12 protein-coding genes and 1 pseudogene are annotated in these 13,412 nt (G+C 68.8%); 8 read left to right on the top strand and 5 right to left on the bottom strand.

All coding sequences use genetic code 11. The features are described 5' to 3' along the window. The 3 genes from ABZT49_RS09890 to ABZT49_RS09880 form a co-directional block, all read left to right on the top strand. Positions 1 to 407: EAL domain-containing protein (locus ABZT49_RS09890; protein ID WP_355285774.1), on the top strand; the 407-nt coding region annotated here is incomplete at its 5' end. A gap of 402 nt (positions 408 to 809) precedes the next feature. Continuing rightward, the gene (locus tag ABZT49_RS09885) at positions 810 to 1,196 is read left to right on the top strand and encodes a hypothetical protein (protein WP_355285772.1); all 387 of its coding nucleotides are present in this window, start codon (positions 810 to 812) and stop codon (positions 1,194 to 1,196) included. A 58-nt stretch (positions 1,197 to 1,254) separates the two neighbouring features. Beyond that, positions 1,255 to 2,379, top strand: coding sequence for an IS630 family transposase (locus tag ABZT49_RS09880; protein WP_355285770.1), 1,125 nt, complete (start codon positions 1,255 to 1,257; stop codon positions 2,377 to 2,379). An 86-nt stretch (positions 2,380 to 2,465) separates the two neighbouring features. Here ABZT49_RS09880 and ABZT49_RS09875 read toward each other — a convergent pair. From ABZT49_RS09875 to flhA, 4 genes and pseudogenes are all read right to left on the bottom strand, one after another. Continuing rightward, a pseudogene (locus ABZT49_RS09875) lies at positions 2,466 to 2,859 on the bottom strand (IS5 family transposase); the annotation flags it as partial. 190 nt (positions 2,860 to 3,049) lie between these two features. Then, complete coding sequence (locus ABZT49_RS09870; protein WP_355285769.1) at positions 3,050 to 3,580, bottom strand: gamma carbonic anhydrase family protein; 531 nt, start codon at positions 3,578 to 3,580, stop codon at positions 3,050 to 3,052. 69 nt (positions 3,581 to 3,649) lie between these two features. Next, complete coding sequence (locus ABZT49_RS09865; RefSeq protein WP_355285767.1) at positions 3,650 to 4,777, bottom strand: Gfo/Idh/MocA family oxidoreductase; 1,128 nt, start codon at positions 4,775 to 4,777, stop codon at positions 3,650 to 3,652. Positions 4,778 to 5,123: 346 nt separating this feature from the next. Beyond that, positions 5,124 to 7,256: a flagellar biosynthesis protein FlhA gene (gene flhA / locus ABZT49_RS09860; protein WP_355285765.1), complete on the bottom strand. Its 2,133-nt coding sequence runs from the start codon at positions 7,254 to 7,256 to the stop codon at positions 5,124 to 5,126. A gap of 339 nt (positions 7,257 to 7,595) precedes the next feature. On the opposite strand from flhA, the gene ABZT49_RS09855 reads away from it, so the two are divergent. The 4 genes from ABZT49_RS09855 to ABZT49_RS09840 all read left to right on the top strand — a co-directional run bounded on the left by ABZT49_RS09855 (position 7,596) and on the right by ABZT49_RS09840 (position 11,194). Then, positions 7,596 to 7,988, top strand: coding sequence for a hypothetical protein (locus ABZT49_RS09855; protein ID WP_093564282.1), 393 nt, complete (start codon positions 7,596 to 7,598; stop codon positions 7,986 to 7,988). A 49-nt stretch (positions 7,989 to 8,037) separates the two neighbouring features. After that, positions 8,038 to 8,859, top strand: a complete 822-nt coding sequence (locus tag ABZT49_RS09850) for a hypothetical protein (RefSeq protein ID WP_355285764.1) — start codon at positions 8,038 to 8,040, stop codon at positions 8,857 to 8,859. Positions 8,860 to 9,391: 532 nt separating this feature from the next. Continuing rightward, on the top strand, positions 9,392 to 10,015 hold the full coding sequence (locus tag ABZT49_RS09845; RefSeq protein ID WP_355285763.1) for a LysE family transporter: 624 nt from the start codon (positions 9,392 to 9,394) through the stop codon (positions 10,013 to 10,015). 63 nt (positions 10,016 to 10,078) lie between these two features. Further along, positions 10,079 to 11,194, top strand: coding sequence for a hypothetical protein (locus ABZT49_RS09840; RefSeq protein ID WP_355285761.1), 1,116 nt, complete (start codon positions 10,079 to 10,081; stop codon positions 11,192 to 11,194). A 6-nt stretch (positions 11,195 to 11,200) separates the two neighbouring features. Here the strand turns inward: ABZT49_RS09840 and ABZT49_RS09835 are convergent, their stop codons facing one another. Then, the gene (locus ABZT49_RS09835; protein WP_355285759.1) at positions 11,201 to 12,313 is read right to left on the bottom strand and encodes an FUSC family protein; all 1,113 of its coding nucleotides are present in this window, start codon (positions 12,311 to 12,313) and stop codon (positions 11,201 to 11,203) included. Positions 12,314 to 12,462: 149 nt separating this feature from the next. Between ABZT49_RS09835 and ABZT49_RS09830 the strand changes: the two genes are divergently transcribed. Further along, positions 12,463 to 13,227, top strand: a complete 765-nt coding sequence (locus ABZT49_RS09830) for a transporter substrate-binding domain-containing protein (protein WP_407943476.1) — start codon at positions 12,463 to 12,465, stop codon at positions 13,225 to 13,227. Positions 13,228 to 13,412: the final 185 nt, after the last annotated feature.

The following is a 13,412-nucleotide window of genomic DNA, read 5'->3' as shown; positions in this document are numbered from 1 at the left end:
AGGCGATGGGGGTGCGGATCGCGATGGACGATTTCGGCACCGGCTACTCGTCGCTGTCGAACCTGCGCGCCTTCCCGTTCGACAAGATCAAGATCGACCGGTCGTTCATCCGCGCCGTCGACGTCAACCGGGAAACCGCCGCGATCATGCGGGCGGTGCTGGGCCTAGGGAGAGGCCTCGGGCTGCCGGTGCTGGCCGAAGGGGTCGAGACCTCGGCCGAGCTGGAATTCCTCGGCGCCGAGAACTGCCACGAGGCGCAGGGCTACCTCCTCGGCCGCCCCGGCCCGATCGCCCAGTTCGCCGAGCACATCCTAGCCGAGCACGCCTTGGCCGAGCACGCCTTGGCCGAGCCCATCCGCACCGAGACGCCCGGCGCGGCGAACGGCGGCGAGACCGCGGCGGCCTAGAGCCTGGCCCCGCAGGGGAGCAGCCCGACCTATGCTACTTTCTCGGCGCCAGAATGCAGGTGCCGTAGCTCCACTCGGAATCCTTCCGGTTCGCCTTGAAGCTTAGTACTTTGAAGCCAGAGCTGAATTGCGGGTACTTGCCTGTCTCCGCATGAACATCGCCGTCCCTGAGACGCTTCCAGCACTCGACCTTGGCGTTCGATGCTGCAGATACTGATCCGGGGATCATGGCCGTGACAATGACGGCGGCCATCGATAATTTTGCGATCATTGGAAGGGACTCTGTTCATGCGGCAAGCGGACGAATTATGATATCGCGGTTATTGAGTCGACGGGGCAGGGGAGATTTTGTGTCTTGCTTGGATTACACCAGCAGCGTTCGAGTTGCGCAACGGGTGTCCCATGCAAATGCTCCTCGCCGCTACCTTCGCGATGACGTTCCCGGCATTGGCCCAGGCTGAGACCTGGCAGCCAGTCAGCAAAACGGCGGTCTCGATTACCGGGAAGGTTATCTTTACGTCAAAAAAAATAAATTTTCAGAATGGGCAATCACTTGCGATCAAGGCGGCAACTGGAGAAGGAATGGACGGGCAGATATTCAAGATCCTCAAGCCTGCGGATCCCATTTTGCTTCGAGGAAGCACATTGTGCGGGCGTTCATCGGTGAAGTATATATTAGTTGTCAAAGGTGACGGTCCAGAGAGAGGGTTGGATGTGTTTGATGGGGCGGAGATTCCCCATCAAGACACATCGCCTTGCGCCACATATTCGTATCGCGTTGGGCGATAGCGCCTAGTGTCCTGCGTCTGAAGTTCGTGGCAAAGTGTGGGTGTGTTGGGAGGCGCCGATGGCCTACCGTGTACCCACATCTCTTGACCTGAGCACCGAGGAACGAGCTGAGCTTGAGAGCTGGGCCCGCCGCCGCAAGACAGCCCAGGGGCTCGCCCTGCGTGCCCGCATCGTGCTTTTAGCCTCCGATGGGCGGAGCAATACGGCCATCGCGGCGGAACTGAGCACCGGCAAGCACACGGTCGGCAAGTGGCGCGAACGGTTTGCCCGCGAACGCACGGATGGGCTGCTCGACGAGGCCCGCTCCGGTGCGCCACGCCGGATTGGCGACGAGCAGGTCGCCGAGTTGATCGACCGCACACTCTGCGAGCGGCCGCAGGGTGCCACTCACTGGAGCCAGCGCAGCATGGCCAAGGCCAGCGGGGTGTCGGGCGCGACGGTCGGGCGGGTATGGCGGGCGTTCGGCCTGCAGCCGCACCGGTCCGAGACCTTCAAGCTCTCGACCGATCCGCTGTTTGCCGAGAAGGTGCGCGACATCGTCGGGCTCTATCTGGCTCCGCCCGCCCGCGCCCTGGTTCTCTGCGTGGACGAGAAGTCCCAGGTGCAGGCGCTCGACCGCACGCAGCCGATGCTGCCGCTCCGGCCCGGACAGGTGGAGCGGCGCACGCACGACTACGCCCGACATGGCACCACCAGCTTGTTTGCCGCCCTCGATGTAAAGGCCGGGACCGTGATCGGGCAGTGCTATCCGCGTCACCGCGCCAGCGAGTTCCGCTGCTTCCTGGACGAGATTGAGGCCACGGTGCCGGCCGACCTCGACGTGCATCTGGTGCTCGACAACTCGGCGACGCACAAGACCAAGTTGATCCGCGATTGGCTAGCCAGGCGCCCGCACTATCACGTGCACTTCACGCCGACCTCTGCTTCATGGATCAACCAGGTCGAGCGATGGTTCGGTCTGCTAACGGAGCGGGCGATCCGGCGTGGCGTTCATTGCTCGGTGGACGAGCTCGAACGCGACATTCGCGCCTTCATCGCGGCCACGAATGCCGATCCGAAACCGTTCCGGTGGGTGAAGTCCGCCGACGCCATCCTGGCCAGCGTCAAACGCTTCTGCCTGCGAGCACTCGAAGCTGAGCCAGAGACAACACCTTTGCCACGAACTTCAGACGCAGGACACTAGTCCTGATTCATCAGTTGCGCGGCTCCTCGCATCCTATCCGAAGGGTGGCGTTGTGAGCGCCCTTGAAACGGTTCTCTCTGCTATGCCGCATTTACCGGCGCGTGGATCCTGCTTGTCAGGCTGCCGCGCCAGCAACCCATGCCACCGCATCGGCGATCTCTTTCGGGCGCAGGCGGCATGCTGGTGAACCCGCACGCTGGTGACGTCGATCATCTGCAAGCCGCCGTCGCAAGCCTTTGACACGGCATCCACGGGCCGATCGCAGCTGCCGCGCTTGCGCCAGCGCCGAAAACGGTTGCCACAGGTCGTATGCGAGCCATAGCGCGCCGGGATGTCGGCCCAGGGTGCGCCCGTGCGCAATCGCCAGACGAGGCCATTCAGCACCCGCCGGTCGTCCACCCGCTCCTTGCCATGCATGTCCGCGGGCAATAGCCGCTCTATCGCCGCCCACTCCACATCCGTCAGGTTCAACCGTGCCATCCACGCCCCTCCTGCTCGGAGGGCTAATGATGCCGCGGCTCAACCGTGCCACCCTTGTGGGTTCGCCACCTGGAGCAACATCCGGTCGGGCCGCAATCGGATGGGGCTCCAGGTCATTGGTTTCGCCGCATTGTATGCGACGAACCGGTGTCCACTTCGTCGGACAATGCCCTGCAGCCTGCGCTGTCGGTCAGTCGACCCGCCGCAGCCCTTGCGCGAAGCGCTTGGCGTTGGCGACGTAGCGGTCGGCGGAGGCGCGCAAACCCGCAACCGCCGTCTCGTCGAGCACCCGCACCGCCTTGGCGGGGGCGCCGACGATCAGGCTGTTGTCGGGGAATTCCTTGCCCTCGGTGACGAGCGCGTTGGCGCCGACGAGGCAGTTGCGGCCGATTTTCGCCCCGTTGAGGATCGTCGCGCCCATCCCGATCAGCGTGTCGTCGCCGATCGTGCAGCCATGCACGATGGCGCCGTGGCCGACCGTGATCCCCGATCCCAGGGTGAGCGGGAAGCCCGCATCGGTGTGGAGCACCGCGCCCTCCTGGATGTTGGTGCGGTCGCCAACCGTGATCGGCTCGTTGTCGCCGCGGATGACCGCGCCGAACCACACGCCGACCTCGCGGCCGAGCCGCACGCGGCCGATGACGTGGGCGTCGGGGGCGATCCAGGCGCTGCCGTCGTCCGGCACGACCGGGCTGACGGCGTCGAGAGCGTAGAGCGGCATCGCGGGATCCTCCGGTGGTCGAGGCCTCCTTTCGCATGCCGGACGGGCGCCGTCAGCCCGATCACTCCCTTATCCTCCCATGGCCCACGGCATCGGCGCCGCCGCGCCGGCCCGGGAGGCGATCACCTGGTGGCCGGTGCCGTCGCCGGCGCTCTGGATCGCCAGCGCCACCTCGGTCAGGTGCAGGGCGAGGTCGGCGTCGAGGCGGCTCGCGCGGCCTTCCGCCTTCGCCGCCAGCATCTCCTGCGGCCCGAGGGCGAAGTTCATCGCCGTCGCGCCCTTCCGCCCGATCTTGGCGTGGGTGGGCTGTCCGGCGCGCAGGCGGCGGGTGAGGGGGGAATCGATCAGGCGCCGGCGCACCACGTGCCGGCGCCGCACCCGCACGGCGGCGTCGTTCGACCAGCACTCGCCCACCTCCAGGATGCCCTCGTCGCCGAAGATCCGTAAGCTATGGTCGTGCGGCGCCACCACCGAGCAGGTCAGGCGGGCCACCACCCCGCTCTCGAAGAACAGCGAGGCGCAGGCATAGGTCGGGGCCGCCGCCGCCCCCTCCGCGAGGGTCAGGCCGAGCACCTCGGCGGAGGCCGCCGCGACCCGGGTCACCGAGCCGAACATCGCGATCAGCCAGGTCAGGTAGTAGCCGGCATGCTGGAGCGCGCAGCCCACCGCCAGCTCGTCCTGCACCGGCCAGGGCGCGCCGGACTCGCTGCGCCATGTGTCGTGCGGCGCGCGGATCAGGAAGCCGTCGTCGATCTCGGCATAGACCAGCCGGGGCGTGCCGATGACGCGCTCGCGCAGGGCCTTCCAGAGGATCTGGGCGCTCTCGCCCAGCGCGCTGCACGGCGCCGAGGCGAGCATCACGCCCCGCTCGGTCGCGACCCGGTGCAGGTGGCGGGCGTCGTCGAGCCGGGTGGCGAGCGGCTTCTCCGAGTAGACCGCCAGCCCGGCCTCCAGGCAGGCCAGGCTGACGGCGTAGTGCGAGCCCGGATTGGTCAGGTTGAGGATCAGGTCCGGCCGCCGGCCGATCAGGTCGTCGAGGCTCGCGGCGGCCGGGACGCGCCAGTACTTGCGAAAGGCGTGCAGCCGGTCGAGGTCGATGTCCCAGGCCCCGGCCACCGTCACCTCCGGCAGCGTCGCCAGGGAGCGCATGTAGTAATCGGCCACGAATCCCGTGCCGACAATGCCGATGCTCGCCACCTGATGTGCTCCCCGATCGCATGTTGCGCCGCGAAGGCTAGACCAGGGTGCGGCAAATCGAACGAGCGCAAAGGGCCGAGGACCGGCCCACACTCCAGGGGAGGATTAAGTCGCCTCCTACCGCTTTCGGAGCAACGGCGGCGGGCCACCCGGATCCCAGTAAACGGCGGGGGAGTATCTATTCTGACGAGTGATGGGGCTCGGCCCGCGCGTGGCAAGTGGAGGCAGTGTCGCTCCGGCCCGAGTCTGCGCGCTGTAGTTTGAAATTGTTCAAGATTCGCTGACGATGGGAGAGCTGTGCCTGCGCGGCCGACCGGATGCGGAGGCTGTGGCGGAGGACGCTGCCCTATACCGACCCGACGGTCTTCAGCCGGGCGCGCGGGTGGATCTCGGCCTGGCTCATCACCGGGGTCTCGCGTCGGAAGCGCTCGATGATCGAGCGGACGAAGGGCCGGGCCTGGACCGAGGTGACGAGGACCGGCATCTCGCCTAAGCGAGCCGCCTCCTCGAAGCGGTCGCGCACCGTGGTGACGAAGTCGGACAGCTTCGAGGGCTGCATCGCCAGGTGGCGCTCGTCGCCGTGGCCGACGATCGCCTCCATGAAGGCGCTCTCCCAGGCCGGCGACAGGGTGATGATCGGCAGGACGCCGCCCGGGCCCTGGTACTGGGCGCAGATCTGGCGGCCGAGGCGGGCGCGGACGTGCTCGACGATGTCGCGCGGGTTCTTGATGTGGCCCGCCACCTCGGCGATGCCCTCGACGATGGTGCCGAGGTCGCGGATCGAGACCCGCTCGGCCAGGAGATACTGCAGCACCCGCTGGATGCCCGTGGTGGCGATCTGGCCCGGGACCACCTCCTTGAGGAGCTCGCCGTGCTCCTTCGGCAGTTCCTTCAGGAGCTTGTGCACCTCGACGTGGTTGAGGAGGTCGGCGACGTGGGCCTTGATCACCTCGGTGAGGTGGGTCGAGACCACGGTCGCGGCATCGACCACGGTGTAGCCCTTGAGCTGGGCCTCGTCGCGCAGGGCGCCGTCGATCCAGGTCGCCGGCAGGCCGAAGGTCGGCTCCATCAGGTGCTGGCCCGGCAGCTGCACCTGGCCGCCCATCGGGTCCATCGCCATGAACTGGCCCGGGAAGACCTGGCCCTGCCCGGCCTCGATCTCCTTGACCCGCACCACGTAGGTGTTCGCATCGAGCTGGACGTTGTCGAGGATGCGCACCGAGGGCATCACGAAGCCGAGCTCGGCGGCGAGCTGCCGGCGCAGGGCCCGGATCTGGTCGGTGAGCCGGTCCTGGCCCTCCGGCCCGTTGACGAGGGCGAGCAGCGCGTAGCCCATCTCGAGCTTCAGGTCGTCGAGCTTGAGGAGGTCGGCCGCGGTCTCCTCCTTCGCGGGCGCCCCGGGCCCGGCCACGGCGCCGTCGGCGCCGGGCGCGCCCCCGGCGGCCTCGTCCTCCGCCGGCTTCGGCAGGAGCGCGATGCGGCGGGCGAGGTAGGCGGCACCGAGCCCGAGGGTTAGGAAGGGCAGCATCGGGATGCCGGGCAGGAAGCCGATCAGCAGCATCACCCCGGCCGACATGCCGAGCGCCTTCGGGTAGTTGGCGATCTGGCGCCCGAGCGCCCGGCCGGCGGCGCCGCGCACGCCGGCCTTGGAGACGAGCAGGCCCGCGGCCGTCGAGACGATCAGCGCCGGGACCTGGCTGACGAGGCCGTCGCCGACGGTGAGCAGGGTGTAGGTCTTGCCGGCATCCGAGAAGGTCATGCCCTGCTGGGCGACGCCGATGATGATGCCGCCGACCACGTTGATGAAGGTGATGAGGAGTGCGGCGATCGCGTCGCCGCGCACGAATTTCGAGGCGCCGTCCATGGCGCCGAAGAACGAGGATTCGTCCTCCAGCGACTGGCGCCGGGTCCGGGCGGTCTTCTCGTCGATCAGACCTGCCGAGAGGTCGGCGTCGATCGCCATCTGCTTGCCCGGCATCGCGTCGAGGGAGAAGCGCGCCGCCACTTCCGCGATGCGCCCCGAGCCCTTGGTGATGACGACGAAGTTCACGATGATCAGGATCGCGAAGACGATGATCCCGATCAGGAAGTTGCCGCCCATCACGAAGTGCCCGAAGGCCTCGATGACGTGGCCGGCCGCCGCCGTGCCCTCGTGGCCGTGGCCGAGGATCAGCCGCGTCGAGGCGAGGTTGAGCGCCAGCCGCAGCATCGTGGTGATGAGCAGCACCGTCGGGAAGACCGTGAACTCGAGCGGATTCTCGATGAACAGCCCGGTCATCAGGATCAGGACCGATAGGATGATCGAGACCGCGAGCAGCAGGTCGAGCAGCAGGGCCGGCAGCGGGAAGATCAGCACGACCAGGATGGCGAGCACCGAGACCGCGAGCACGAGGTCGCTGCGGCGCGTCAGCGCCACCAGGTCCGCCCGCGTCGGCAGGGCGAAGATGCGGCCCGCGCCGATTGCCCCGGTCTCGCTCATCGAAGATCCACCTTCCCGTCGACCGGGCAATTTCTGCCGGGTGTGTGGTTAGGGAACCGTTAACGGCGCTGCCGACACGCCTCTCCGGCCGCGGAAACGCCTGGCTGCGCCGCACAATAAAAAAATGTTCATTTTCGAACGGAAACAATCGTCGCGTTCAGTTTTTTGTGCAGCGCGGCACGGATGAAAAACAAAGATCCCTTCGTCAACGCTCAAGCTCGCCGCGAGCGTCCGCTAAATGCAGGAAATCGTATTTGGTTCAACGTTACTTTTGCGGAACCAAGCCGCCCTGCAACGATTGAGAGGGCATCGATCAATCGGACAAGGTTCGAGGAGACCATGCGCAAGACCCTCATCACCCTCGCGGCCCTCGGCATGCTCGGCGCCGGCGCGGCGCAGGCCCAGACCACGGTGACGGGCGACCCGGCCCGCGACGCCAAGCCCAGCACCCACTCGCAGGGCCAGGAGGCGGTGACCCGGCCCAACACCGACATGATGGACAAGAGCAACCCGGGCACGACCGGCACGGTCGCCACCAACGCCAAGCTCGAGCCCGGCGCCAACAGCTTCACCGAGGCCCAGGCCCGCAGCCGCATGGAGCAGGCCGGCTTCAAGGACGTGAAGGACCTCAAGAAGGACGATCAGGGCATCTGGCGCGGCCAGGCCATGCAGTCCGGCAATACCGTGATGGTCGGCCTCGACTTCAAGGGAAACGTCTCGACCGCCCGCTAACGCGATACAGGCCCCGTATCCCCACGCTCCAGATTTGAGGAGGACGCCCATGGCGACCCGTACCATCTCGGCCCTGTTCGACAGCTACGACGACGCCTCGGCGGCGGTGCGCAAGGTGGAGGCGGCCGGCGTGCCGCATTCCGACATCAGCATCGTGGCCAACAACCAGGGCGACCGCTATTCGAGCCACATCGGAACGCGTGACGCCACCACCACGACCGGCACGACGACGACCGGCGAAACCGCGCACGACGCCTCGAACGGCGCCGGAGCTGGCGCCTCGCTCGGCACCGTGCTCGGCGGCGGCGCCGGCCTGCTCACCGGCCTCGGCCTGCTCGCCATTCCGGGCGTCGGCCCGGTGGTCGCTGCCGGCTGGCTCGTCGCGACGCTGACCGGTGCCGGCGTCGGCGCGGCCGCAGGCGGCCTGATCGGCTCGCTGACCGGCGCGGGCCTCAGCGAGGAGCACGCCCACACCTACGCCGAGGGCGTACGTCGCGGCGGCACCCTCGTCACCGTCCGGGCGGACGACGCCCATGCGGACCGGGTTGCCAGCATCCTCAAGGAGCACGGCTCGGTCGACATGGACGACCGGACCCGCGGCTGGCGCCAGGAGGGTTGGACCGGCCGTCACGACGAGACCGCTCCCTCGCTGACCAACCCGGCGGCGGTCGCCGGCGGTTCGTCGGCGGTGGGTGCGGCCGGCAGCACCACCACCGGCCTCAATACGGGCGGCATGCCCTTCGCGGCCGGCGCTCCGCCGACCACCCAGGCGGTCGATGCCGGCCTGCCCGGCACCACCCGCGAGCGCCATGTCGGGATCGAGGACGAGCTGCCCCCGGCCCGTCAGCCGATGGGCACCGAGCGGCGCTGAGCGCATCGATTCGGTGTGAACAGACGGCGGCAGGGGTGACCCTGCCGCCGTCTCCCGTTGCGATGGGTCTTGCGGCGATACACGCCGAAAAAATCATTGCCCAGAATAAATCACAGATTCTCAAGTCAAGCGCGGGATCCCCTCTCCCGTGTGGGAGAGGGGTAGGGGTGAGGGTGGAGACGGTTTAGAACTAAGCACTGAACGTTGAGCTGCCAGCACGACGGCTTCAGTCTCACACTGAAGCGCGCCACCCTCACCCCTACCCCTCTCCCACACCTTGGAGCGATACCGGGCAAGCCCGGCATCGCCTGGAGAGGGGATCCCGCGACTTCCTGTTTGTCGGTATCTGGTATCGGCGGACGACTGAGCGCCACGAGGCGGCGTCGCCTGCTCGATTGTTAGCGACTTGCCATCGACTTCATCGAACCGTGCGCCAACGCACGCCTCCTCCTTCAATTGAAGGACGCGCGACGCCGGGTTTTGGCATCTTTATGGCTTCCGAGCGGCGCCGCGCGCGCCGGGGGGATGCCGGATGTTCGACGCCGATGCGTGGCCCGCCCTGCTGGGGCCGCTCTTCACCGCCTATGCCCCCGTCCTCGCCTCGCCCGGACCCAACCTGCTGGTGGTGCTGCGGGCGAGCGTCGCGGCGCCCGGGCGCGGACCGGTCGTCGCCGCCCTGGGCGTCGCCTGCGGGGCTGGCCTGGCGGCGGCCTTCGCCGGGCTCGGCGCCTCGCTGCTGCCGGCGGGGCGCCTCGTCGCCGGGATCGGGACGGCGTTGTTCGTGCTCCTGATGCTGCGCGCCGCCTACCGGTTGGCGAGCGGGCGGGCCGGCCTGCCGGAGGATCCGACCCGCCTAGCACCTGGGCGCGACGCCGGTACCTTCGCCCTCGGTCTCGGGGCGGCGGTGACCAACCCGGTCAGCCTCGCCTTCTTCGCCGGCTTCTTCCTGGCCCATCCCGACCGGGCGGCGGTGCCGCTGGCGGGCGCCGCGGTGTTCTGCATGGCGGCGACGTGGTTCGGCCTCCTTGCCCTCGTGCTGGGGCGGCCGTCCTGCCGGGCGCGCCTCACCCGCGCCGGGCGCCTCGCCCGTCTCGTCCTGGCGGCGCTCCTCGTCGCCTGCGCGGCGCTGGCGGTCCGGCGCGCCATCCAGGCTTGAGCGCTGGCGCGTCGGGGCGGTCCTCCCGTACAGTGTCGGCAAGAACGATACCGGGAGGAAATCATGCGCTGGATCGCCGTCCTCGTCGCCCTCGCTTGCGCGGCCCCTTGTGCGGCTCCGGCTCTGGCCGACGAGCCGCTGTCATTCCGGGTCGATCCGGCCTGGCCGAAGCCGTTGCCGAACAACTGGATCATGGGCCAGGCCGCCGGCGTCGCGGTGGATGCCCAGGACCATGTCTGGGTTGTCCAGCGCCCGCGGACGCTGACCGACGACGAGAAGGCCGCGAGTCTCAACCCGCCGCGCAGCCGCTGCTGCGTCCCGGCCCCGCCGGTCCTCGTCTTCGACCAGGAGGGCACGCTCATCAAGTCCTGGGGCGGGCCGGGCCAGGGCTACGACTGGCCGCAGAACGAGCACGGCATCCACATCGATCACAAGGGCTTCGTCTGGCTCGCCGGCAACGGCGAGCAGGACGGGCAGATCCTGAAATTCACCCAGGACGGCCGCTTCGTGATGCAGATCGGCAAGTCCGGGCCGCAGACCAACAGCCGCGACACCACGCGGCTGGGCCGTCCGGCCAACATGCAGGTCGATCCGGAGACGAACGAGCTCTACGTCGCCGACGGCTACTACAACCACCGGGTGATCGTGTTCGACGCCGAGACCGGGGCGTTCAAGCGGATGTGGGGCGCCTACGGCGAGCCGCCGACCGACGAGGCGCAAGCGGCCTACGACCCGGCGGCCCCCTTGCCCCGGCAGTTCCGCAACCCGGTCCACTGCATCCAGGTCGCCCGCGACGGCCTCGTCTATGTCTGCGACCGCACCAACGACCGGGTCCAGGTCTTCCGCCGCGACGGCACCTTCGTGAAGGAATTCCGGGTCGAGCCGCAGACCCGGGCCAACGGCTCGGTCTGGGAACTCGCCCTGTGGCCGGACGAGGCACAGACCTACCTGATGAACGCCGATGGTGCCAACAACGAGGTCCGTACCCTGCGGCGGGAGGACGGCACGGTGCTGGGCCGCTTCGGCCGAAACGGCCGGATGGCCGGCGACTTCCACTGGGTGCACAACCTCGCGGTCGATTCCCGCGGCAACGTCTTCACCACCGAGGTCGATACCGGCAAGCGGGCGCAGAAATTCCTGTTCCAGGGCAACATGGTGCTGCGCAAGCGCACGCCTTGAGGCCGCTCACGCTTCCCCGGCCCCAGGCCCGGAGAAATCCCGCGCCCGCTCGGCGAGATCGTCGAGGTTGCGCCGCAGCTGTTCCAGGCTGAAGGCGAGCCAGAAGATGCGCCCGACGCCGTCGGTGGACAGGGTCCGGGTCACCTGGCGCCGGCGCATCCCGTCGATGGCCTCGCGGTAGCCGGCGATCGCCGCCACCAGCGCCGCATCGTCGCCGGCGGGGCGACGCCCGGCGCTCAGCGCCTCGGCGAGGGCGCGCAGGCGCGCGGCCGCTGCCCGGGCCGCCTCGCCCCAGGCCTCCGCCAGATGCACCCGCAGCACCTCCGCATCGGCCTCCGAGATGGCGCGGCGCAGGAGCACGAGGTCGTGGCGCAGGCGCATCAGGGTGCGTAGCAGCGGGTCCGGATCGGGGGCGGCCGAGAGCCGGCTGCGGCGCTCGCGGGCGGCCTCGCCCGCCAGGGTCTCGAGCCGCGCCAGGCTCCTGCGCACCGCCGGCGGCAGGGCCTTGGCCTCCGGCGTCTCCTCCGCGTCGAGGCGCGCCAGTGCGTCGAGCTGGTCGGCGAGCAGGCGCGCGAGCCGCGCGGCCTGGCCGGTCACGGCGCGCGCGGCTCGGGCCGGCGCCACCAGGAGCGAGACGGCGAGCCCGACGACGCAGCCGAGCCCGATCTCCAGGATCCGGTCGAGGGCGAAGGCGAGGGGGCCGAGCGTCGAGCCGGTGGTGGAGAGCAGCACGATGATCGCGGTGATCGGCGCGATCCGGAATCCCGCCGAGACCGTCGCCGCGAAGGTGAGGGGGGCGACGGCCACGAACAGCGCCGCGAAGGTCGAGGCGCCGCCGTGATGCGGAATCGCGAAGGCGACCGCGCCGCCGTAGCACGCGCCCAGCACCGAGCCGAGGAACCGGTCGAGCGCCGCCTTGAGCGAGCCGCCGACGCTGCTCTGCGTCACGATGAGCGCCGTGATGACCGCCCAGTAGCCCTGCGGCAGCCCGCAGGCCTCGGCCAGCATGAAGGTCGCGAGGCTCGCCACCGTCATCCGCAGCCCTTGCGTCACGCGCGGCCGCTGGCGGTCGAACCAGCGGCGCAGGCGATCGGAGCGGCTGTCGGGGAGCGAGTCCATGGCCGGGTCAGAGCGGCTGCCGGCCCTCGAGTCAACTCTCGCGGATGTGGTTCACGCGGGATCGTGCCGTCATCCGGGCTTTACCGCACCCATGCACACTCCCTACGACTGAGCGAGTTAACGGCACAGTAAGGGTCAGGGCGGTGACGATGCGCGAGATCGTGGGAGTTGTGGGCGTTCTAGCCGTCTTGGCGGCTGTGCCGGCGGAGGCGCGGTCATTGTCGGCGATCAAGCAGGACGGCACCTTGCGGGTCGGGCTGACCGGCGATTACGCGCCCTATTCCCTGCGCCAGCCCGACGGCAGCATCAAGGGCGCCGACGTCGTCATGGCGGGCGAACTCGCCAAGGCTCTCGGCGTCAAGGTCGAGATCGTGCCGACGACCTGGAAGACCCTGAAGGACGACCTGCTCGCCGATCGCTACGACGTCGCCATGGGGGGCGTCAGCGTGACTCCCGACCGGGCGGCTCTGGCCGATTTCTCGGTACCGGTGCTCACCGACGGCAAGCGCCCGATCGTGCGCTGCGCCGACGCGAACCGCTACGTCTCGGTGAAGGACATCGACAAGCCGGAGGTCCGGGTCGTGGTCAATCCCGGCGGCACCAACCAGCGCTTCGCCGACGCCAACTTCCCGCACGCCTCGGTGCGGGTGTTTCCGGACAACCGCGCGATCTTCAAGGAGGTGGCCGAGGGCCGCGCCGACCTGATGGTGACCGACGGCGCCGAGGTCGATTACCAGTCGCGGCGCAATCCGGGCGTGCTCTGCCCAGCCGCCGTGCCGGGCACCTTCGACAGGGCCGACAAGGCCTACTGGATGACCCGCGACCCGGCGCTCAAGGCCGCAGTCGACGAGTGGCTGACGAAGACGCTGAAGAGCGGGGCCTACGCCAAGGCGCTGGCCAAGGCGGCGGAGTAGGGGACGGGTCCTTCTCCACCCGAGCATCAAGAAACTCGGCGTCATCCCGGGGCTCGTCGAAGACGAGAACCCGGGATCCATATCCGCTGGCGGTGACGAACGAGGCGGAATGCGATCCGGCTCATTCTGGAACGTCGGCGTTTATGGATCCCGGGTTCCGCTTCGCGGCCCCGGGATGACGCGGA

Origin of the sequence: Methylobacterium sp. EM32 (assembly GCF_040593685.1) — a bacterium.
Taxonomy (GTDB): Bacteria; Pseudomonadota; Alphaproteobacteria; order Rhizobiales; family Beijerinckiaceae; genus Methylobacterium.
Note: the sequence above shows the minus strand (reverse complement) of the source record. Positions and strands in the feature narration are given on the sequence as shown.

Excerpts from the sequence above, each read along its gene's own strand:
- ABZT49_RS09835 (WP_355285759.1), bottom strand. The coding sequence starts at position 12,313 with ATGGACTCGCTCCCCGACAGCCGCTCCGATCGCCTGCGCCGCTGGTTC.
- ABZT49_RS09870 (WP_355285769.1), bottom strand. The coding sequence starts at position 3,580 with ATGCCGCTCTACGCTCTCGACGCCGTCAGCCCGGTCGTGCCGGACGAC.
- ABZT49_RS09845 (WP_355285763.1), top strand. The coding sequence starts at position 9,392 with ATGTTCGACGCCGATGCGTGGCCCGCCCTGCTGGGGCCGCTCTTCACC.
- flhA (WP_355285765.1), bottom strand. The coding sequence starts at position 7,256 with ATGAGCGAGACCGGGGCAATCGGCGCGGGCCGCATCTTCGCCCTGCCG.
- ABZT49_RS09840 (WP_355285761.1), top strand. The coding sequence starts at position 10,079 with ATGCGCTGGATCGCCGTCCTCGTCGCCCTCGCTTGCGCGGCCCCTTGT.
- ABZT49_RS09880 (WP_355285770.1), top strand. The coding sequence starts at position 1,255 with ATGGCCTACCGTGTACCCACATCTCTTGACCTGAGCACCGAGGAACGA.
- ABZT49_RS09830 (WP_407943476.1), top strand. The coding sequence starts at position 12,463 with ATGCGCGAGATCGTGGGAGTTGTGGGCGTTCTAGCCGTCTTGGCGGCT.
- ABZT49_RS09850 (WP_355285764.1), top strand. The coding sequence starts at position 8,038 with ATGGCGACCCGTACCATCTCGGCCCTGTTCGACAGCTACGACGACGCC.
- ABZT49_RS09885 (WP_355285772.1), top strand. The coding sequence starts at position 810 with ATGCAAATGCTCCTCGCCGCTACCTTCGCGATGACGTTCCCGGCATTG.
- ABZT49_RS09855 (WP_093564282.1), top strand. The coding sequence starts at position 7,596 with ATGCGCAAGACCCTCATCACCCTCGCGGCCCTCGGCATGCTCGGCGCC.